Here is an 18,862-nt window from a genome sequence, read left to right on the forward strand (position 1 = left end):
CCAGTACAGCTCTGGCGGTTAACATCTGATTAGATGCGGCTAACGCCACTGATGGTTTTCACGGCGAAGGCATCACCTCATGGTATAAAGCGCTGACCAACATGGCCGGCACCGAGGAAGGCAAGGCAGATGGAGTTGCGCGGCAAACTGATCAACTGGAACGACGACAAGGGCTTTGGTTTCATCGAGCCAGCAGACGGTAGCGAGCGGCTGTTTGTGCATATCTCGGCGGTGCGCGGTGATGCTCGCCCGACAGCAGGCAGCACGGTGTATTACCTTGCCGGCAAGGATGAGAGGGGCAGGCCGCGGGCAGAACACATGCGTGGCGAGGGGCTGAGCATCGATCGCGCCGCGATCAGGCGTAAACCGCAGGCAAGCGAGAAAGGCGCCGCTGGTAAGCCAGGGCCAGCGTCGGCGCGTCCCAAGGTTGCTCGCCCTCAGCGTAGCGTGCGGCCGCACGCGGGCATCCGTCGTTTGCCGTTGAAGCTGTTGGTATTGGCTTTGCTGGTGGTGTTGCCGCTGCTGGGCAGCATCGGTGTGCTCAGGCAGCAGGCCACGGCGTGGCCGCTGATGGCCTATCTGCTGGTGAGTATCGCCAGTTTCGTGCAGTACGCGATCGACAAGCGCAGCGCCGAAAGCGGCCGCTGGCGCACCCCGGAAAACACCCTGCACATCACCGAGTTGCTGGGTGGCTGGCCCGGCGCGTTAATCGCCCAGCAGGTGTTTCGGCACAAGACCCGCAAGGCCTCATTCCAAGCGGTGTTCTGGCTGATCGTGCTGCTGCACCAGGCTTTCTGGTTCGACTGGCTGTTGCTGGGCGCGCGTTACAGCGCTAGCGCGCTGCAACTACTGGGTTTGGCTGCCGGTTAAAACAACACGCCCTGACTGCGCAGGTAGTCGTCGTAGGTGCCGGAGAAGTCGGTCACGCCGTTTTCCGACAGCTCGATGATGCGCGTGGCCAGCGAGCTGACGAACTCGCGGTCGTGGCTGACGAAGACCAGGGTGCCGGGGTAGTTTTCCAGTGCCAGGTTGAGCGCCTCGATGGACTCCATGTCGAGGTGGTTGGTGGGCTCATCCATCAGCATCACGTTGGCTTTCTTGAGGATCAGCTTGCCGAACAGCATACGGCCCTGCTCGCCGCCGGATATCACCTTGACCGATTTCAGAATGTCGTCGTTGGAGAACAGCATGCGGCCGAGGGTGCCGCGCACCAGTTGCTCGCCGCCCTGGGTCCACTGGCCCATCCAGTCAAACAGCGTGTAGTCATCCTTGAAGTCGTCGGCGTGATCCTGGGCAAAGTAGCTCACGTCGGCGCTTTCGGCCCACTTCACCTCGCCTTTCATCGGCGCCATTTCCCCGACCAGGGTGCGCAACAGGGTGGTCTTGCCGATACCGTTGGGGCCGATAATGGCCACCCGCTCGCCAGCCTCGATCTGCAGGCTCAGGTTCTTGAACAACACTTCACCATCAAAGCCCTGGCTGACGTTCTCCAGCGTCACCGCCTGGCGATGCAGCTTCTTGTGCTGCTCGAAGCGAATGAAGGGGCTGACGCGGCTGGAAGGCTTGACCTCATCCAGCTGGATCTTGTCAATCTGCTTGGCGCGGCTGGTGGCCTGTTTGGCTTTGGACGCGTTGGCCGAGAAGCGGCTGACAAAGGTCTGCAGCTCGGCGATTTGCGCTTTCTTCTTGGCGTTGTCGGAGAGCAGACGCTCGCGGGCCTGGGTGGCGGCGGTCATGTACTCGTCGTAGTTTCCGGGGAACAGACGCAGCTCACCAAAATCCAGGTCCGCCATGTGCGTACACACGCTGTTGAGGAAGTGGCGATCGTGGGAAATGATGATCATGGTGCTGTTGCGCGCCGTGAGAATGCTTTCCAGCCAACGGATGGTGTTGATATCCAGGTGGTTGGTGGGTTCGTCGAGCAGCAGTACGTCGGGGTCGGAGAACAGCGCCTGGGCCAGCAGCACACGTAGCTTCCAGCCGGGAGCCACTTCGCTCATCGGGCCAAAGTGCTGCTCCAGCGGAATACCCAGCCCCAGCAGCAGTTCGCCAGCGCGGGATTCGGCGGTGTAGCCGTCCATTTCCACGAATTCACCCTCCAGTTCGCCGACTTTCATCCCGTCTTCTTCGCTCATTTCCGGCAGCGAGTAGATACGGTCGCGCTCGGCCTTGACCTTCCACAGCTCCTCGTGGCCCATGATCACGGTATCGATCACGCTGAACTCTTCGTAGGCGAACTGGTTCTGCCGCAGCTTACCCAGGCGCACATTCTGCTCCAGCATCACCTGACCGCCGGAGGGCTCCAGCTCGCCGCCAAGAATTTTCATGAACGTCGACTTGCCGCAGCCATTGGCGCCGATCAAACCGTATCGGTTGCCATTGTTGAATTTGACGGAGACGTTCTCGAACAGCGGCTTCGCGCCGAACTGCATGGTGATATTGGCGGTGGAGATCAAGGCAGAGTCCTGCTGGAGATAAAAGTGAATGAGCTCGCCGCAGAGGACGGGCGGCGCATTGTACTGACAACGGCCCGGAAACGACAGAGCAGGGCGGTGCCCGCAGACCGGCGGGTGGTTGGCGGCGTGCTGGTCTTTCTATCTGTCATGGGTATAATGCGAATCGTTAACATTATTAACCAATCTGCTGTTGCGGTTTGCCCGGCGCATCGCACGCTATTCAGAGAGCTGCCCATGAACCCTTCCCTTGTATTCAGACGCACGGCGCTGTCGCTGGCCTTGTCTTCGGTTTTTGCCAGCGCGCTGGCGCACGCGCAGGAGACTGATGATGCCGTCGAGTTGCCCTCCCTGACAGTTAGTGCCAGTGCCGACGCGTCGGCCGATGGCCTGCCGCCGCCTTACGCTGGCGGTCAGGTGGCGGCAGGTTCGCGGGTGGGGATTCTCGGCAACCAGGATTATATGGACACGCCGTTCACCGCTACCAGCTACACACAGACGCTGATTCAGGATCAGCAGGCTGCCAGTATCGGTGATGTGCTGCTGAATGACCCCGCGGTACGTGTGGCGCGGGGCTTCGGCAACTTCCAGCAGGTGTACATGGTGCGCGGGTTGCCGATTTTCTCCGACGATATCAGCTATAACGGCCTTTACGGCCTGCTGCCCCGTCAGTACATGGGTACCGAGTTTGTCGAGCGGGTGGAGGTGCTGCGCGGTGCCAATGCCTTCCTCAACGGTGCCGCGCCTGGCGGCAGCGGTTTGGGTGGCGCGATCAATATCGTACCCAAGCGCGCGCCCAACGAGGCCTTGAACGAGGTGACTGCGGGCGTGCGCTCTGGTGGTCAATACTACACTGCAGGTGATTTTGGCCGCCGTTTCGCCGACGATCGCGTTGGTTTGCGTCTCAACATGGCGCGCCGCGATGGCGATGTGGCGGTAGACGGCGAGTCCGGCGAGCTGGGTCTGCTGGCGCTGGGGGCCGATTACCGAGGCGACAAGCTGCGTATCTCTGCCGACCTGGGTTATCAGGATCACGAGGTGGATGCGGCCCAGCCGAATATCACCATTCGCGCTGGCGTACCGGTGCCCTCGGCGCCCTCTGCCGATGACAGCGTGGCGCAGCGCTGGACCTACTCCAATGCCGAGGACACCTTTGGCACTCTGCGCGCCGAGTACGACTTCAATGATGCGCTGACCGGCTGGGTAGCCGGTGGCATGCGTACCAGCGAAGAGGAAGGCAACTTTGCCAACCCGACAGTCATCAACAGCGCTGGAGATACCTCGGCTTATCGTTTTTACAATGTGCGTGAAGATGAGGTGGTCACCGGCGACATTGGCCTGCGCTTTGCGTTCGACACCGGCCCGGTCGGCCACGCGCTGACCGCTTCGGCCTCCACTTACGAGATGAAATCGCGCAACGCCTGGGGTGCGTCCAGCTTCGCGGGCGACGTCCTCAGCAACATCCACCGTCCGGTAGATGTTGCCGAACCTTCTGCTGCACTCAGCGGGGCCGGGTCGCTCAGCGATCCCAAGGTTACCGAGCGTACTCGCACCAGCAGCTACGCGTTGGCCGATACCCTTTCGCTCTTGGATGAGGCGCTGCTGGTGACTGTGGGCGTACGCCAGCAGAACATCGCCAGCTATAGCTATGCTTACGATACCGGATCGCGCACGGCTTCCTACAATGAAGACGCGGTCACGCCTATTGCCGGTGTGGTGTATCGCATCAACCCCGAGCTTTCGGCTTATGCCAACTACATTGAAGGGTTGGTCAAGGGCGACCGTGTGGCAGAGCTGTCGAGCGGTACGCCGATTGCGAACGCCGGCGAAGTACTTGACCCTTATATCACGCGGCAAACCGAGCTGGGACTGAAGTACGACGGCGGGCGTGTGGGTGGCAGTCTCGGCGTGTTCCGCAGCCGCAAGCCGGAAGCCGGTCTGGATGCCGCAACCAATGTCTACGGCGTGATTGGCAAGCAGACCAACCGTGGGTTGGAGTTCAACGCTTTCGGTATGGCCACCAACGACCTCACGGTGCTGGGCGGCTTCAGCCTGCTCGACACCGAACTGGAAGGCAATGAAGGCATTGGTGCGCCCGAGCTGCAAGCAAATCTGGGGCTGGACTATCTGGTGCCCGGCGTCGATGGCCTGGCCTTTGACGGTCGTGTGATCTACACCAGCGAGCAGTACATTGATGCCGACAACAGCCGCGAGATTCCGTCATGGACACGCTTTGACCTGGGCGCGCGTTACAGCATGCTGATCAACGATGCGCAGGAGCTGACAGTGCGTGCGCGGGTCGAGAACGTGGCTAATCGCGACTATTGGGCCTCGGCTGGTGGCTACCCCGGTGCCGGTTATCTGACCGTTGGGGCACCGCGTACGCTGGTAGTGTCGACCACGCTGGACTTCTAAACCAAAAAAAGCGCGGCGAACCCGGAGGTTCGTCGCGCTTTTTCGCGCTAGCGCCGGATTGGCTAAATCCCGACCTAGTAGCGTTCCAGCCAATGCGCGTAGGGCGCGGGCAGTGTCCACGATGCCTTGTCGATCCCCAGTTCGCGGGCGGCGTGGTAGGCCCAGTGCGGGTTGGCCAGGTGCGCCTTACCGACCAGAACCAGATCCAGCTGCCCGTCCGCGACCGCCTTTTCCGCAATCTGCGGCTCACCAAACCCCCATGCGGATGACACCGGCACGCCGGCTTCGTCGCGTACCCGCTTGGCGATGGGCCCCATGAACGCAGGCGCCCAGGGAATCTTGGCGTCGGGCGTATTGAAGCCCATGCTGACGCTCAGCATGTCCATCCCGGCTTGCTTGAACTGACGGGTCAGCTCGATCGACTCCTGCAATGTCTGCTCATCACGGCCATCAAACTCGATCACGCCAAACCGTATGGTCAGCGGCAGGTGCTCCGGCCAGACCTCGCGCACGGCGCGCAACGTCTCTAGTAGAAAACGCCCGCGATTCTCTGCGCTGCCGCCGTAGGCGTCGGTGCGCTGATTGGCGTGGGGCGAGAAGAAGCTTTGGGCCAGGTAGCCGTGCGCAAAATGCAGCTCCAGCCATTCGAAACCCACTGCCAGAGCGCGTTTGGCGGCGGCAACGAAATCGTTACGCACGCGGGCGATGTCGTCCAGTGTCATGGCGCTGGGCGCCTTGGGCAGGTGAGCGCCGAAAGCGACGGCGGACGGAGCGATAGTCTGCCAGCCGCGCGGGTCCTCGTTGGCGATGTGGTCGTCACCTTCCCAGGGCCGGTTGGCACTGGCCTTGCGGCCGGCGTGGGCGATCTGGATGCCGGGAACCGCACCCTGGGCCTTGATGCTCTGCACCACGGGGATGAAGGCTTCGGCCAGTTGATCGTTCCAGATACCCGCGCAGCCAGGGGTGATACGGCCCTCCGGCGCCACGGCAGTGGCTTCGACGATCACCAGTCCGGCGCCGCCGCGTGCCATGCCGGTGTAATTGGCCAAGTGCCAGTCATTGACCAGGCCGTCGGTTGCCGAGTACTGGCACATCGGCGGTACCGCGATGCGATTGCGCAGCGTGACGTCTTTCAGGGAAAAGGGTTGGAATAGTGCAGCCATGATAACTCCGCTAGTGTTGAAGACCCGCAGGGGTTTTGTTCAGTTGTTCGATAATATTGGAACTATGGATCATAAGTAAAGCCTTGTGTATGATTTGCCCCATGCGACCTTTCAAACATCCTCCGGCAAGTGACTTCAGTCTTGAGCGAGTGCTTTATGCGCTCAGCGATCCCGTACGTCTGGAAGTAGTGCAACGCCTGTCCGAAGTGGCTGAGGCCAGCTGCGGTGAGTTGGACGGTGGGCGCCCCAAATCCAGCATGTCTCACCATTTCAGGGTACTGCGCGATGCCGGCCTGGTGTGCACCAAAGGTGTGGGTACCACGCACATGAACTCGCTACGCCGCGCTGAACTGGAGGAGCGTTTTCCGGGGCTGCTGACAGCGATACTGGCGCAACACGCCCGCCGGTAAACGTTCGGTCTGCAATTTACCGCTGGATAATGCCAATCTATGGTTTATCCGTAATGGCAGTACGCCATTGTTGAGGAGTCATGGATGGCCCGTAGTCAACGCCCTGCACTACTTTCCGATCTGCTGATTCTGCTCGGTCGTCTGCCCTGGTGGATCAATCTGGTATTTGCGCTGTTCAGCTGGCTGTTGCTGCACCCCTTTGCCAGTAGCCCGCTGCCGCTGTTCGACCGTGCTGCCGGCGGCGGCGTGTTGACCGACTCCCTGTTTCGCCAACTGGCCCGCTACGCTCAGTACCTGTTGCCGTTCGGCTTCTGCGCCGTGGCGCTCGCCGCCTTGGGCTATCGCGTGGCGCAGCAGCGGCATCTGCAAGCAACGCCGCCGCCAGCACCGGCAGTACTGTTACAGACTATGGAGTGGCCAGCGTTCAGACACCTGCTGGAACAAGCCTTCCGCAGCAAGGGCTATCGTGTGCTCGGCAACACCTTGCCCGAGCCCGATGGCAGCTGCGATCTGCTGCTGCAACAGGCCGGCGAGCGCTACTTGGTGCATTGCCGTTACTGGCACGCCCGGCAGCTGAAAGTGGCGCCGTTACGGGATCTGTTTGCGCGGGTGGTAAGTGAAGGCGCGGCCGGTGGTTTTGTCGTGACCCGGGGCGGATTCACGGCGGAGGCGAAGATGTTTGCCGCCGAGCGGCAGCTTGAACTGGTTGACGGTGCGCGGTTGCAGCGTTGGGTTTTGGCCAGCCGCAAACGGGCTTAGCCGAGCAGCGCTACCGACTTGATCTGTGCCCACAGCGCTTGCCCCGGATGCAGACCGAGCTGGTCGCTGGAGTAACGGGTAATTCGCGCCAGCAGCGCGCTGCCCTGCATATCCAGTTGCACCAGCAGGTGTGCCGGGTTGTCGGCGGCGGCCACCGCCACGACTCGAACCGGCAGCAGGTTGAGAATGCTGCTGTGTTGTGGTTGCTGCAGGCTCAGGCTGACATCGCGCGCCTGTACTCGCAGGCGTAGCGGCCGTCCCGGTGCAATTGGCTGGTGGGCTACACGCAAGCAGAGATCACTCTTCGGCAGCTGCAGGCTGAGTAGCTGATAGTCACTGTCGTACTCCGTGGCAGTGCCGTTGATCACCACGCTGGCGTCGTCGCTCCGGGCCAGCGGCAGATCGAGCCGCGGCAGCATCGTCTGCAGCGGGCCACTGGCCAACGCTTGGCCGTTGTCGAGCAGAACCAGATGATCAGCCAGGCGAATGACTTCCTCCAGCGCATGACTGACATAAATGATCGGGATTTCCAGTTCGCCGTGCAGGCGTTCTAGGTACGGTAGGATTTCGGCCTTGCGCGGTGCGTCCAGCGCGCTCAGCGGCTCGTCCAGCAACAGCAAGCGCGGGCTGACAAGCAGCGCGCGGGCAATCGCGACACGTTGACGCTCGCCACCGGACAGGTGCTGTGGCCTGCGCTGCAGCAGGCCTTCCAAGCCGAGCAGAGAGACCGCTTGTTGGGGTTGTAGGCGGCGGTCACCGGCGGCGATGCGTTTCAGGCCAAAGCGCAGATTATCCTCGACCGACAGGTGGTCAAACAGGCTCGCTTCCTGAAAAACGTACCCCAGTGCGCGCTGGTGAGTCGGCACGAACAGCTTGCGGGTGCTGTCTTGCCAGCAGTTGTCGCCCAGCGTCAGCTTGCCTTCGGGCGCCTGCGCCAGTCCGGCAATACAGCGCAGCAGGCTGGTTTTGCCGGACCCCGAGGGGCCGAACAACGCGGTCACACCGCGCGCCGGCAGCGCGAGATCGACATCCAGCGTGAAACTGTCCAGCGGTAAACGAAAGCGTGCATGCATGGCGGCCGCCTCAGTTGAACATGCGGCTGCGACCGCGGCTCTGCAGGGTGAGCAAAATGACAAAGGAGAACACCAGCATGCCGCCGGCCAGCCAGTGCGCCTGCGCATACTCCATGGCCTCCACGTGGTTGAATATCTGCACTGACACCACCCGGGTCTTATCCGGGATGTTGCCGCCGATCATCAGTACCACGCCAAATTCGCCGAGGGTGTGGGCAAAGCCCAGCACGCTGGCGGTGATCAGGCCGGGCCGGGCCAGCGGCAGGGCAACATGTACAAAGCGATCAAACGGACCGGCCCGCAGGGTAGCGGCGACCTCAAGTGGGCGGTTGCCCATCGCCTCAAAGGCGTTTTGAATCGGCTGCACCACGAAGGGCAGCGAATAGACCAGTGAGCCGACCACCAGCCCGCTGAAGGTAAAGGGCAGGGTGCCCAAACCGAGACTCTGGGTCAGTGCACCAGCCGGTCCCTGCGGGCCCATGGCGACCAGCAGGTAAAAGCCGATCACTGTGGGGGGCAGCACCAGCGGCATAGCGACGAGGGCGCCAATCGGCGCTTTCAGCCAGCTGCGGGTTCGCGCCAACCACCAGGCTAGCGGCGTGCCGATCAGCAGCAACAGGGCAGTGGTCAGGCCGGCCAGCTGCAGTGTCAGCCAGATAGCGGCGAAGTCGGCGGCAGAAAGCGGCATCCGGCGGCGGGCCTAGAGCTGGTAGCCGAACGTGCGAATGATCGTCTTCGCCCGCTCACCCTGCAGATATGCCAGCAGCGCCCTGGCCGCCTGGTTGTTGGCGCCACGTTGCAGCAGGACCGCGTCCTGACGAATCGGATCGTGCAGCGCAGTAGGTATCTGCCAAGCGGAGCCACTGCTTAGCTCGCCGTTGCGATAAATCTGTGACAGCGCGACAAAGCCCAGCTCGGCGTTGCCGCTGGCAACAAACTGGTAGGTTTGGCCGATGCTCTGACCTTCCACCAGCCTGGGCGCCAGGCTATCGGCCAACTGCATACCTTGCATGACCTGCAAGGCTGCCAAGCCGTAGGGGGCGGTTTTCGGATTGGCGATAGCCAGATGCTGAAAGCGATCACTGTGCAAAACCGCGCCCTTGGCATCGACCAGCCCCGTTTGTGCGGACCACAGTGCCAGCGCGCCGGTGGCGTAGGTAAAGCGTGAGCCAGTCACCGTGCGACCTTCGGCCTCAAGCTTGGCCGGCGTGCTGGCATCGGCGGCGAGGAACACATCAAACGGGGCGCCATGGCTGATTTGCGCATACAACTGGCCGGTGGAGCCGAAGGCCGGGGTAAGCTGATGCCCGGTATCCTCGGTGAAAGCGTCGGCAATCGCCTGCATCGGCGCCGTAAAGTTGGCAGCTACCGCCACGGTTACCTTGCCTGCCTGGGCGCTTGTGGCTGGCAGCAGCAGACAGAGCAGCAGCGCAGTGAACAACGGGCGCATGGTGAAATCCTGTGGTCGCGTAGCGGGCGTGATAAAGCGCTATATTATTGGTTATATAACGAATGGCAAGCCCGGTGTGCCGCACCTCGGATAACAGGACAACATCCACATGAAATTGGAAGGACAACTCTGGTTCGCCCACGAGGGCCAAAATCTGGCGGGCCAGGGACGTATCGAGCTGCTGCAACAGATAGTGCAAACCGGCTCCATCAGCCAGGCGGCCAAGGCCGCCGGCATGAGCTACAAAACGGCTTGGGACGCGGTAGACGCGATGAACAAGGCCACCGGCACGCCACTGGTTGAGCGCTCTGTGGGGGGCAAAGGCGGCGGCGGTACACGGCTGACGGTGCAGGGAACAGAGCTGGTGGCAGCGTTTCAGCGCTATCAGCAGGAGCATGAACAGTTTCTCGCGCGGCTGGCGGAAGACCAAACTCTGGAACCGTACCTGCAGGTGATGCATCGCCTGCGCCTGCGCACCAGCGCGCGTAATCAGCTCTATGCCCGGGTAACGCAGATTGAAGCGCAGGGCCTGAATGACCGTATCGCGTTGCAGCTCGATGGCGGTCAGCCACTGGAGGCACTGCTAACCCATGCCAGTACCGAGCGGTTGAATCTGCGCCAAGGCGCTGAAGTGGTCGCGCTGATCAAGGCGCCTTGGGTGCGTCTGCTGCCGCAAAAAACGCAGCAGAACCGATTGGATGGCGTGCTATGCGAGATCGCGCAGAGCGCGTCAGGTGCCGAGCTACATGTGCAGCTGCCCGATGGCCCCTTGGTAATTGCCGCTGTAGCCGACGATCAGGTATTGCCGCCCCTTGGGCAGTCGGTCAGTCTCTGGGTTGAGCCGGAGCAGATTATTCTCTGTGCTGTCTGACTCGATCCTATTCTGCCCACGAGGTGCGTCATATGTCAGTGCCCAGCCCGGCTGAAGAACCAGCCAACCCCCGAGCAAATCACCATCTGCGTTATCTTCGCTCCAGTCTGCACCTGGGCTCCGTGTTCGGCGATGGCTGGTTCGCCCTGAAGGCTGAAGCCTTCGCGCGCTTTTTCGGCACACCGGTCTTTCTGGTCACGCAGACCCTGGTTGTGGGCTTGTGGATAGCCGTCAACGTCAGCGGCCTGGTGCAGTTCGATCTTTATCCCTTCATTCTGTTGAACTTGGCGTTCAGCCTACAGGCAGCTTATGCAGCGCCGCTGATCCTGCTGGCGCAAACGCGCCAGGCCGATCGTGACAAGGCGCTGGCGCAAGCCGATGCGCAACACCGCGAAGCCCTGGCGCAAGCGGCGGCGGAAAGGGCGCAGCAGTCGGCGCAGCACATGCAAACGTTGCTCAGCCTGCTGGAGCAAAACACGCGCTTGACCGAGCTGACGCACGAGTTGAGCGAACGCATTGAAGCGCTGACCCAGGACATTCACAAGGGCGTGGCCGGTAATGCACAAGTAAGTCAGGATGCGACGTAGGGTGTAGCGTTCAGCCCATCCGCCGCCGTAATTGCAACACCAGCATGCCCAGCAGCAGCCCCCAGAATGCGCTGCCGATGTGGAATAGTGACAGTCCTGATGCGGTGACTAGAAAGGTCAGAAAAGCGGCCTCGCGCTGACTCTCATCGTGCAGCGCGGTCGCCAGGCTGTTGCCGATGGTGCCCAGCAGAGCAAGGCCGGCGATCGCCATAATCAGCGCCTGCGGGAAGGCTGCAAACAGGCTGGCCACGGTGGCGCCGAATAGCCCGGTCAGCAGATAGAAGAGCCCACCCCATATCGTTGCGCGGTAGCGCTGCGCAGGGTCGGGGTCGGCATCCTTGCCGGCGCAGATGGCGGCGCTGATGGCCGCCAGATTGAAGGTGTAACCGCCAAAGGGCGCCAGCAGCAGACCGGTGATGCCGGTAGTGGTCATCAGTGGCGAGGCCGGCACCTGATAGCCGTTGGCGCGCAGCACTGCCATACCGGGCACGTTCTGCGAGGCCATGGTAACGATGAACATGGGAATGCCCACGCCGATCAGGGCCGTCAGCGAGAAAGCCGGCGTGGTCCAGATCGGCTGTGCCAGAGACCAGTCCAGGGCATCCATATGCAACTGATTGCCCAGCGCAGCGATCAGTACCCCCACCAGCAGGGCCAGTGGTACCACGTAGCGCGGTAACAGCTGACGCCCGAGCAGATAGGTGACCAGCATGGCGCCGACCATCAATGTCTGCTGCTCCAGCGCCACAAACAGGTTCAGACCAAAGGGTAGCAGCACCCCGGCCAGCATGGCGCCAGCCAAGGAGGCTGGGATCAGCCGCATGATACGGTCGAACCAGCCCAGCAAGCCGCAGAGCGTAATCAGAAGGGCGTTGAACAGAAACACGCCAATCGCCTCGTTCAGGCTGAAACCGGGCAAACCAGTCGCCAACAGGGCGCCGCCCGGTGTGCTCCAGGCAATCAGAATCGGCGAGCGATAGCGCAGGGAAAGGCCGATGCTGGTGATGGCCATGCCGACACCCAATGCCCATAGCCATGAGCTGATTTCCTGCGGCGACGCGCCGGCCGCTTCGGCGGCCTGAAAGATGATGACCGCCGAGCTGGTGTAACCCACCAATACGGCAATGAAGCCGGCGGCTATATGTGAGGGATTGAACCAGGTCCGAATCACATGACATCTCCAGCAATAGAAGGGTGATTGTGCGTTATAGCGCACGCGGTCACAATAGAGCCGCAATGTAGCACTCGTGCGCTATAACGCACAAAACAAAATCGCAGGTTTTTGCATGCAATCAGTGGGTGATTATCTGGGTCAGGCGCTTAAGCAGCTACGCAGTGAGCGCGGCTGGAGTCTGGATCGGGCGGCGCAGGCCTGCGGCGTCAGCAAGGCGATGCTCGGGCAGATAGAGCGGGCCGAATCGAGCCCGACGCTGGCGACCCTGTGGAAAATCGCCGGTGGTTTCAAGGTACCGCTCTCGGCCTTTATTGCCGCACCGCCCAACGAGCTTGAAGTGCGTCAGGCCGAGCAGCTGCGGCAGCGGCCGACCAGCGATGCAATGCTGGTGGCGCCGCTGTTCCCCTTCGATCCACGCTATGGCTTCGAGCTGCTGGAGCTGACCTTGCCAGCGGCCTACGAGCGCCTTTCCGAGCCCCACGAAAGCGGAGTAACCGAGCACGTAACGGTGATCCAGGGTGAGGTGGAGCTGCTGGTCAATGGGTGTTGGCAACGGCTCAAGCAAGGTGCCGCCGTGCGTTTTGCGGCTGATGCGGCGCACGGCTATCGCAACCCGGGCAGCGATCCGGCGGTGATCCACAACCTGATCTGTTATCCCGCTCTTCAGTCGCGGTAGAACACCTGCACCAGGTGGTAGCCGAACTGGGTCTTGACCGGGCCGTGCACCACTTTCAATGGCTTCTTGAAAATGATCTGGTCGATGGCGCGCACCATCTGGCCGGGCCGAACTTCGCCCAGATCGCCGCCGCGTTTCTTGGAGGGACAGGTGGAATGCTTCTTGGCCAACACATCGAACGCCTCGCCCTCGGCGAGACGCTTTTTCAATGCGGCGGCTTCGGCTTCGGTCTTGACCAGAATATGGCGGGCCATGGCGACGGGCATGCAGGTGTCCTCGGATAGCGGGCGGGAGCGGAAATTATGCCAGAAGCGCCAGGCAGCCGGTTACTCGGCGTTGTCGCTACGCGCCTTGTTCGACAGGCGCAGACCGCGCAGGCTGCGCTTGACGCTTTTGAGGTGATTGACCAGTTCGGGCCCGCGGCGCATCGCCATACCCATGGCCAGCACGTCAATCACCACCAGATGGGCGATACGTGAGGACAGGGGGGTGTAGATATCGGTATCTTCCGGCACGTCGATGGGGATATGAATACGCCCCAGCTCGGCCAGCGGTGTGCGGCTGGGGCACAGGCTGATCAACGTGGCGCCGGTTTCGGCCACCAGACCGGCTGAGTGCAGCAGATCCTTGGTCCTGCCGGTTTGTGAGATCGCCACGGCAACGTCCTCCGGTCCCAGGGTCACGGCTGACATGGCCTGCATGTGTGGATCGGAATAGGCAGCGGTAGAGACCTGCAGGCGAAAGAATTTGTGCTGGGCGTCGCTGGCGACCGCGCCGGAAGCGCCAAAGCCATAGAATTCAACGCGTCTTGCATGGGTCAGAGCGTCAATGGCCTGCTCGATGGCTGCCGGGTCCAGACGCTCACGGACGTCCATCAAGGTGGCCAGGGTGGTATCAAAAATCTTGTGCGACAGGGTATCGACGCTGTCGTCTTCGTTGATCGAAAACTGGCCAAAACTGGCACCGGCGGCCAGGCTCTGTGCCAGTTTCAGTTTCAGGTCCTGAAAACCGCTGCAGCCGATGGCGCGGCAGAAGCGGACGATGGTGGGCTCGCTGACGCCGACCTGTTGGGCCAGGTCCGCCATCGAGGAGTGCATCACCTGCGCGGCCTGTGCCAGCACGTAGTCGGCGACCTTCAGCTCGGACTTTCGGAGCAGGTCACGGCTGGCGGCGATGTGCTGGAGCAAATTCACGATGGCTTCATGTTAGTCTGCGAGTGAGTGGCTGCATGCGTGCAGTGCGTTTCAATGTGAGTTTTTGGCGCCCGATGGCGACCGATTTTGTAGTTATACTACAAAAATGGTCATGGCGCTGTTTTCCGGGAGGGCGACGTGGCGGCGCAAGACGGTATCAGCTGTGACATGGTGGTGTTTGGCGGCACCGGCGATCTGGCGATGCGCAAGCTGTTGCCGGCACTCTATTATCTGCACCGTGACGGCCACCTGCACGCGGGCACGCGCATCTTTGCGCTGGCGCGGGCGCAGCACACGGTCGATAGTTATCGCAAGCTGGTCAAACGCCATGTCAGTCAGCATGTAGCGCGCAGCGATTTTGATCAGAGCGCCTGGGACAGTTTTGCGGCACGCATGGACTACCTTTCGCTGGATGTCAGTCAGCGCGTCGAATTTCCCAAACTGACCAAGCTGTTGAAAACCGACAGTGGCCGTGTCCGAGTGTTCTATCTGGCGACCCTGCCCAGCCTGTTTGCTCCTACGGTAAAGCACCTCGCCTCGGTAGGCCTGACCGACGCGCACGCCCGCGTGGTACTCGAAAAGCCGCTTGGCGAAAGTCTGGTGACCGCGAATGAGATCAACGATCAGATCGGCGCCGTGTTCGACGAGGCGCGGGTATTCCGCATTGATCACTATCTGGGCAAGGAGGCGGTACAGAATCTGCTGGCACTGCGCTTTGGCAATGCTCTGTTCGAGCCGCTGTGGCGCAATGCGCACATTGACCATGTGCAGATCAGCGTGTTGGAAAGCGTCGGCGTGGAGAATCGTGGTGACTATTACGATCATGCCGGCGCCATGCGCGACATGGTGCAAAATCATCTGTTGCAGCTGCTCTGTCTGGTTGCGATGGAAGCGCCTGTGTACTTCGAGCCCGAGGCGGTGCGCAATGAAAAGCTGAAGATTCTCGAGGCTTTGCGGCCCATTACCGGCATGGATGTGCAGGACCGCACGGTGCGCGGCCAGTATGCGGCGGGCGAGCGTGCCGGCGAGCGCTTGCCGGCCTATTACTTTGAAAAGCGTGTAGACCACGACAGCAATACCGAGACCTTTGTCGCGCTGAAAACCGAGATCGACAACTGGCGCTGGGCCGGCGTGCCCTTTTACCTGCGCACCGGAAAGTGCCTGGCGCAGCGCAAGTCCGAGATCGTGATTCAGTTCAAGCCGGTGCCCTATCGGCTGTTTCCGCGCAGCGGCGACAACCCGGAAAACAACCGCCTGATCATCAGCCTGCAGCCGGATGAAGGTATTCGCCTTTCGTTGATGGCGAAATCGCCGGGCCGCGGTATGGGTTTGCAGAACGTGGATCTGGACCTGGATTTCGCCGATGCCTTCAAGCGGCGCCGTTGGGATGCCTATGAGCGGCTGCTGTTAGACGTGATCCAAGGCGACGCCACACTCTTTATGCGGCGTGACGAAATTGAAGCGGCCTGGCGCTGGGTGGACCCGATTCTGGCGGGCTGGCAGGATTGCTATCGCTCACCCAAGCGTTACCCGGCAGGTAGCTGGGGGCCGGACGCGGCAGACAGTCTGCTTGACCGGCAGGGACACCGCTGGCTGGACGAGCGGCTCTAATCAGCGACGTTTACGCAGGTTTGGCATATCGCTGCTGCTGGCCAGCAGCGCGGTCAATTCATCGGCCGGGATAGGGCGGCTGATCAGATAGCCCTGCACTTCGTCGCAGCCATTGGCCTTGAGAAACTCCAACTGGCTTTCATGCTCGACGCCCTCGGCAACCACGTTCAGCGACAGGCTGTGGGCCATGGCGATGATGGCGCGGATGATGGCGTCGTCAGACTGTACTTCATCCAGCTCGGCAACAAAGGCGCGGTCGATCTTCAAGGTACTGATCGGGAAGCGTTTGAGGTAGGCGAGCGACGAGTATCCGGTGCCGAAGTCGTCTACCGAGAGGGTTACCCCCAACTCCTGCAGGGCTTCGATATTGGTCGAGACGGTGGGGCTGTGCTCCAGCAGCATGCTTTCGGTCAGCTCCAGTTCCAGCAGCCTTGCTGGCAGTTTGCAGCCGCGCAGAATGCGAGCTACGTCTTCGGCAAAACCTTGCTGACGCAACTGCTGTACCGACAGGTTCACCGATACCGCGACCGCCTGTGGCCCCTGCTGATACCACAGACTGGCTTGGGCGCAGGCTTGGCGCAGCACGTTGTCACCGAGGCGTACGATCAAGCCGGACTCTTCAGCGATGCTGATGAATTCGCCGGGCATCACCAGCCCACGCTGCGGGTGCTGCCAGCGCACCAGCGCCTCGGCACTGCGGATGCGGTCACTGGCCAGGTGAAGCTTGGGTTGGTAGTAGACCACCAGTTGGTCGTCTTCCAGCGCCTTGCGTAACTGGTTCTCCAGCTGCAGACGATCCAGGCTGTAGGCGCGCAGCTCATGGGTAAAAAACTGGGCGTTGTTGCCGCCGAGCTGTTTGGCGTGCTGCATGGCCTGATGCGCCTGGGTGATCATCAGCAGGCTGTCGCGGGCAGTGGCGGGGAACAGGCTGATGCCGATGGAGGCCGTAATGACCAGCTCCTGGCCGCCAATCTGCATGGGCTGGCGCACCGCGTCCAGCACGACGTTGGCGGCAACCGCCAGCGCCTTGTCGTTTTCCGGCTGCTCGATGACCAGCACAAATTCGTCTGCGGAGAGGCGCGCCAGCAAGTCCTGTGGGTGTACTGCGGCGCGCAGGCGTTTGGCTACTTCCTGCAGCAGGCTGTCGGCCACCGCGTGACCCAGGCTAACGTTGATCTGTTTGAAACGATCCAGGTCGATGTGCAGCAGAGCGACCTGGTGCTCGTGCTGCCGAGCCTGGCTGGTGGCTTCCTGCAGCCGCTCGTTGAACAGGTTGCGGTTGGCCAGCTGGGTCAGGGCGTCGTAATTGGTCAGGTACTGTAGTTGTTCTTCGGTCTGACGGTGGGTGGTCAGATCGGCAAAGAAGCCCACGTAATGGGTAACCTGCCCGCTCTGGTCGCGGACTACGGCGAGCTGCAGCCAGATGGGAAAGGACTCTCCGCTGCGCCGCCGTGCGGTTAGCTCGCCCTGCCAGCGGTCCTGATTGTTGAGCAGCAGGTGCAGTTGGGAGAATTGCTTGCGAATTTCTTCATCGCCGCTGAGATCCAGAATGTTGCGACCCACCGCATCGGCACTGGTTCGGCCAGTAATCACGCTGTAGGCCTGGTTGACCGCCAGCACGTTCTGCTCCGGGTCGAGAATGAAAATGCCTTCGGAGGTGGCCTCGAACACGGTAGAGGCCAGCAGCGCCTGCTCATCCTGGTATTTGCGCGCGGTGATGTCGCGACGGGTGCCGATCATGCGAATGGCGCGTCCCTGGGCGTCGCGCTCCACCACGCGCCCGGCGTCTTCGACCCAGACCCACTGGCCGTTCTGGTGCCGTACGCGGTATTCCATGCGGTAGGCTTCGGTTTCACCTTTCATGTGCCGTACCAGGGTCTTGCGGACCATGGCCGCATCGGCCGGGTGCAGACGGGGCTTGAGGTCGAGCAGCATGCTCATGCCTTCATCCTGAGCAATGCCGAAAATGGTATCGACCTGCGAGTGGAATACCCGGTCGGTTACCAGGTCCCAGTCCCAGAGCCCTAGCTGGCTGGCATCCATGGCCAGACTCAATTGGGCCTCACTGGCCTGCAGGTTCTGGGTGGCGCGCTCCAGTTCAGCGGTACGCTCCTGTACTCGTGCCTCGAGTGCTTCGTGGCTTTCTCGCAGCGATTGCTCGGCGTTGCGGCGTTGGTTGATCTCGCGGGTCAGCTGCTGATTCAGTTCTTCGCTGCGCTGCTGGGTGCTACCAAGGTTGGTGAGCAGGGCTTCATTGCGCAGGTTACTGATCAGCGCCTCGAGTACCGAGCGATGAATAAAGACGGCGCACAGCACGATGCAGACAAACAGGATCAAGCCCATCAAGGCCCAGGACTGACTGAAATCGTCCTGTTGCATCAACAGGAAGGCAACGGGCGGTAACCAGGCGGGAACAATGAAGCTGGCAAAGGCCGGGAAGCGGCTGGCGTAGATCACTCCGACACAGAGGGCGACACCGCCGGCCAGGCTGTAGATCGGCGCCTGCAGGGTGAAGTCGCCGACCGGCGTCAGACCGACATAGACCCAGGCCAGGCACAAGCCCGAGGCCAGGTTGCCGAGATGGAAGAAAAAGCGCCAGCGGGCCCGCAGACGATCTTGTGGCAGGCAGTTCTGATAGCGCTTGACCAGACGCTGGCGCAATACCGCCAGCAGGCCGATCAGGGCGACCCAGCTCAGCAACCGGGTCGGGCTGGTGTGCTCCCAAAGCAGCGGCACAATCAGCAGGGCTACGCCCAGTATCAACCACTGGGGCAGACGTGAGTAGGCATACAGCTGATTGGTTTGCTGCAGGCGCAGGTCTGGCTCGGAGATGGGCGTGGTGCTGGAGCGCAAGATCGTCATGACGACGTGGGAGTCCTGGAACGCTGTGCGTTTCTTTTTATCATCGGCGGATCTTATAGCTGATCAAAGGCTTTATTCGCTCAACCTTACACCAGCGTACCGGTGCGGCACAGCCCCAAACGGGTAAAAAACTGCAACGCGCGCCTCTGGACCGGGATATGCAGG

General features: G+C 61.6%; 17 protein-coding genes. 8 read left to right on the forward strand and 9 right to left on the reverse strand.

All coding sequences use genetic code 11. The features are described from left to right. Positions 1-129: 129 nt before the first annotated feature. Positions 130-870 carry a DUF1294 domain-containing protein gene (locus tag V7747_RS07625; protein WP_335615451.1) on the forward strand — a complete coding sequence of 247 codons (741 nt, stop codon included), beginning with the start codon at positions 130-132 and terminating at the stop codon, positions 868-870. On the opposite strand, the gene V7747_RS07630 is transcribed toward V7747_RS07625, so the two are convergent. Then, positions 867-2,456 (reverse strand): ABC-F family ATPase, encoded by a 1,590-nt coding sequence (locus tag V7747_RS07630; RefSeq protein ID WP_335615452.1) that lies wholly within the window; start codon positions 2,454-2,456, stop codon positions 867-869. The two genes, V7747_RS07625 and V7747_RS07630, sit on opposite strands and share 4 nt — an antisense overlap. A 234-nt stretch (positions 2,457-2,690) precedes the next feature. On the opposite strand from V7747_RS07630, the gene V7747_RS07635 reads away from it, so the two are divergent. Beyond that, on the forward strand, positions 2,691-4,868 hold the full coding sequence (locus V7747_RS07635; protein WP_335615453.1) for a TonB-dependent receptor: 2,178 nt from the start codon (positions 2,691-2,693) through the stop codon (positions 4,866-4,868). 74 nt (positions 4,869-4,942) lie between these two features. On the opposite strand, the gene V7747_RS07640 is transcribed toward V7747_RS07635, so the two are convergent. Continuing rightward, positions 4,943-6,031, reverse strand: coding sequence for an NADH:flavin oxidoreductase/NADH oxidase (locus V7747_RS07640; RefSeq protein ID WP_335615454.1), 1,089 nt, complete (start codon positions 6,029-6,031; stop codon positions 4,943-4,945). A 101-nt stretch (positions 6,032-6,132) separates the two neighbouring features. On the opposite strand from V7747_RS07640, the gene V7747_RS07645 reads away from it, so the two are divergent. Then, positions 6,133-6,441, forward strand: a complete 309-nt coding sequence (locus V7747_RS07645) for an ArsR/SmtB family transcription factor (RefSeq protein ID WP_335615455.1) — start codon at positions 6,133-6,135, stop codon at positions 6,439-6,441. An 84-nt stretch (positions 6,442-6,525) separates the two neighbouring features. After that, on the forward strand, positions 6,526-7,200 hold the full coding sequence (locus V7747_RS07650) for a restriction endonuclease (RefSeq protein WP_335615456.1): 675 nt from the start codon (positions 6,526-6,528) through the stop codon (positions 7,198-7,200). On the opposite strand, the gene modC is transcribed toward V7747_RS07650, so the two are convergent. Genes modC through modA form a run of 3 tightly spaced genes read right to left on the reverse strand, consistent with a single transcriptional unit; the run spans position 7,197 to position 9,723 of the window. Further along, a complete protein-coding gene (gene modC / locus V7747_RS07655; RefSeq protein ID WP_335615457.1) occupies positions 7,197-8,273 on the reverse strand; it encodes a molybdenum ABC transporter ATP-binding protein in 1,077 nt (358 codons plus the stop codon). The two genes, V7747_RS07650 and modC, sit on opposite strands and share 4 nt — an antisense overlap. A gap of 10 nt (positions 8,274-8,283) precedes the next feature. Next, positions 8,284-8,961, reverse strand: a complete 678-nt coding sequence (modB, locus tag V7747_RS07660; protein ID WP_335615458.1) for a molybdate ABC transporter permease subunit — start codon at positions 8,959-8,961, stop codon at positions 8,284-8,286. 12 nt (positions 8,962-8,973) lie between these two features. Continuing rightward, on the reverse strand, positions 8,974-9,723 hold the full coding sequence (modA, locus tag V7747_RS07665; RefSeq protein WP_335615459.1) for a molybdate ABC transporter substrate-binding protein: 750 nt from the start codon (positions 9,721-9,723) through the stop codon (positions 8,974-8,976). 109 nt (positions 9,724-9,832) lie between these two features. Here modA and V7747_RS07670 point away from each other — a divergent pair, with 109 nt between their 5' ends. Further along, entirely contained in the window at positions 9,833-10,594 is a 762-nt protein-coding gene (locus tag V7747_RS07670; protein WP_335615460.1) for a TOBE domain-containing protein, read from the forward strand. Between the two features lie 32 nt (positions 10,595-10,626). Then, positions 10,627-11,181 (forward strand): DUF1003 domain-containing protein, encoded by a 555-nt coding sequence (locus V7747_RS07675; RefSeq protein WP_335615461.1) that lies wholly within the window; start codon positions 10,627-10,629, stop codon positions 11,179-11,181. A 10-nt stretch (positions 11,182-11,191) separates the two neighbouring features. On the opposite strand, the gene V7747_RS07680 is transcribed toward V7747_RS07675, so the two are convergent. After that, on the reverse strand, positions 11,192-12,352 hold the full coding sequence (locus V7747_RS07680; protein ID WP_335615462.1) for a benzoate/H(+) symporter BenE family transporter: 1,161 nt from the start codon (positions 12,350-12,352) through the stop codon (positions 11,192-11,194). Positions 12,353-12,467: 115 nt separating this feature from the next. On the opposite strand from V7747_RS07680, the gene V7747_RS07685 reads away from it, so the two are divergent. Next, positions 12,468-13,031: a helix-turn-helix domain-containing protein gene (locus tag V7747_RS07685; RefSeq protein WP_335615463.1), complete on the forward strand. Its 564-nt coding sequence runs from the start codon at positions 12,468-12,470 to the stop codon at positions 13,029-13,031. On the opposite strand, the gene V7747_RS07690 is transcribed toward V7747_RS07685, so the two are convergent. Both V7747_RS07690 and hexR read right to left on the reverse strand, forming a co-directional pair. Further along, positions 13,019-13,297 (reverse strand): peptidylprolyl isomerase, encoded by a 279-nt coding sequence (locus V7747_RS07690; RefSeq protein ID WP_335615464.1) that lies wholly within the window; start codon positions 13,295-13,297, stop codon positions 13,019-13,021. The two genes, V7747_RS07685 and V7747_RS07690, sit on opposite strands and share 13 nt — an antisense overlap. 60 nt (positions 13,298-13,357) lie before the next feature. Then, positions 13,358-14,224, reverse strand: coding sequence for a transcriptional regulator HexR (gene hexR, locus V7747_RS07695; RefSeq protein WP_335615465.1), 867 nt, complete (start codon positions 14,222-14,224; stop codon positions 13,358-13,360). Between the two features lie 168 nt (positions 14,225-14,392). Here hexR and zwf point away from each other — a divergent pair, with 168 nt between their 5' ends. Further along, the gene (gene zwf / locus V7747_RS07700) at positions 14,393-15,835 is read left to right on the forward strand and encodes a glucose-6-phosphate dehydrogenase (protein ID WP_335615539.1); all 1,443 of its coding nucleotides are present in this window, start codon (positions 14,393-14,395) and stop codon (positions 15,833-15,835) included. Here the strand turns inward: zwf and V7747_RS07705 are convergent, their stop codons facing one another. Continuing rightward, on the reverse strand, positions 15,836-18,697 hold the full coding sequence (locus V7747_RS07705; RefSeq protein WP_335615466.1) for an EAL domain-containing protein: 2,862 nt from the start codon (positions 18,695-18,697) through the stop codon (positions 15,836-15,838). It lies immediately after the preceding gene. Positions 18,698-18,862: the final 165 nt, after the last annotated feature.

The sequence above is a fragment of the Halopseudomonas sp. genome, from assembly GCF_036960865.1.
Lineage (GTDB): Bacteria > Pseudomonadota > Gammaproteobacteria > Pseudomonadales > Pseudomonadaceae > Halopseudomonas.

Excerpts from the sequence above, each read along its gene's own strand:
- V7747_RS07625 (WP_335615451.1), top strand. The coding sequence starts at position 130 with ATGGAGTTGCGCGGCAAACTGATCAACTGGAACGACGACAAGGGCTTT.
- V7747_RS07635 (WP_335615453.1), top strand. The coding sequence starts at position 2,691 with ATGAACCCTTCCCTTGTATTCAGACGCACGGCGCTGTCGCTGGCCTTG.
- V7747_RS07640 (WP_335615454.1), bottom strand. The coding sequence starts at position 6,031 with ATGGCTGCACTATTCCAACCCTTTTCCCTGAAAGACGTCACGCTGCGC.
- V7747_RS07645 (WP_335615455.1), top strand. The coding sequence starts at position 6,133 with ATGCGACCTTTCAAACATCCTCCGGCAAGTGACTTCAGTCTTGAGCGA.
- V7747_RS07650 (WP_335615456.1), top strand. The coding sequence starts at position 6,526 with ATGGCCCGTAGTCAACGCCCTGCACTACTTTCCGATCTGCTGATTCTG.
- modC (WP_335615457.1), bottom strand. The coding sequence starts at position 8,273 with ATGCATGCACGCTTTCGTTTACCGCTGGACAGTTTCACGCTGGATGTC.
- modB (WP_335615458.1), bottom strand. The coding sequence starts at position 8,961 with ATGCCGCTTTCTGCCGCCGACTTCGCCGCTATCTGGCTGACACTGCAG.
- modA (WP_335615459.1), bottom strand. The coding sequence starts at position 9,723 with ATGCGCCCGTTGTTCACTGCGCTGCTGCTCTGTCTGCTGCTGCCAGCC.
- V7747_RS07670 (WP_335615460.1), top strand. The coding sequence starts at position 9,833 with ATGAAATTGGAAGGACAACTCTGGTTCGCCCACGAGGGCCAAAATCTG.
- V7747_RS07675 (WP_335615461.1), top strand. The coding sequence starts at position 10,627 with ATGTCAGTGCCCAGCCCGGCTGAAGAACCAGCCAACCCCCGAGCAAAT.
- V7747_RS07685 (WP_335615463.1), top strand. The coding sequence starts at position 12,468 with ATGCAATCAGTGGGTGATTATCTGGGTCAGGCGCTTAAGCAGCTACGC.
- V7747_RS07690 (WP_335615464.1), bottom strand. The coding sequence starts at position 13,297 with ATGCCCGTCGCCATGGCCCGCCATATTCTGGTCAAGACCGAAGCCGAA.
- zwf (WP_335615539.1), top strand. The coding sequence starts at position 14,393 with ATGGTGGTGTTTGGCGGCACCGGCGATCTGGCGATGCGCAAGCTGTTG.
- V7747_RS07705 (WP_335615466.1), bottom strand. The coding sequence starts at position 18,697 with ATGACGATCTTGCGCTCCAGCACCACGCCCATCTCCGAGCCAGACCTG.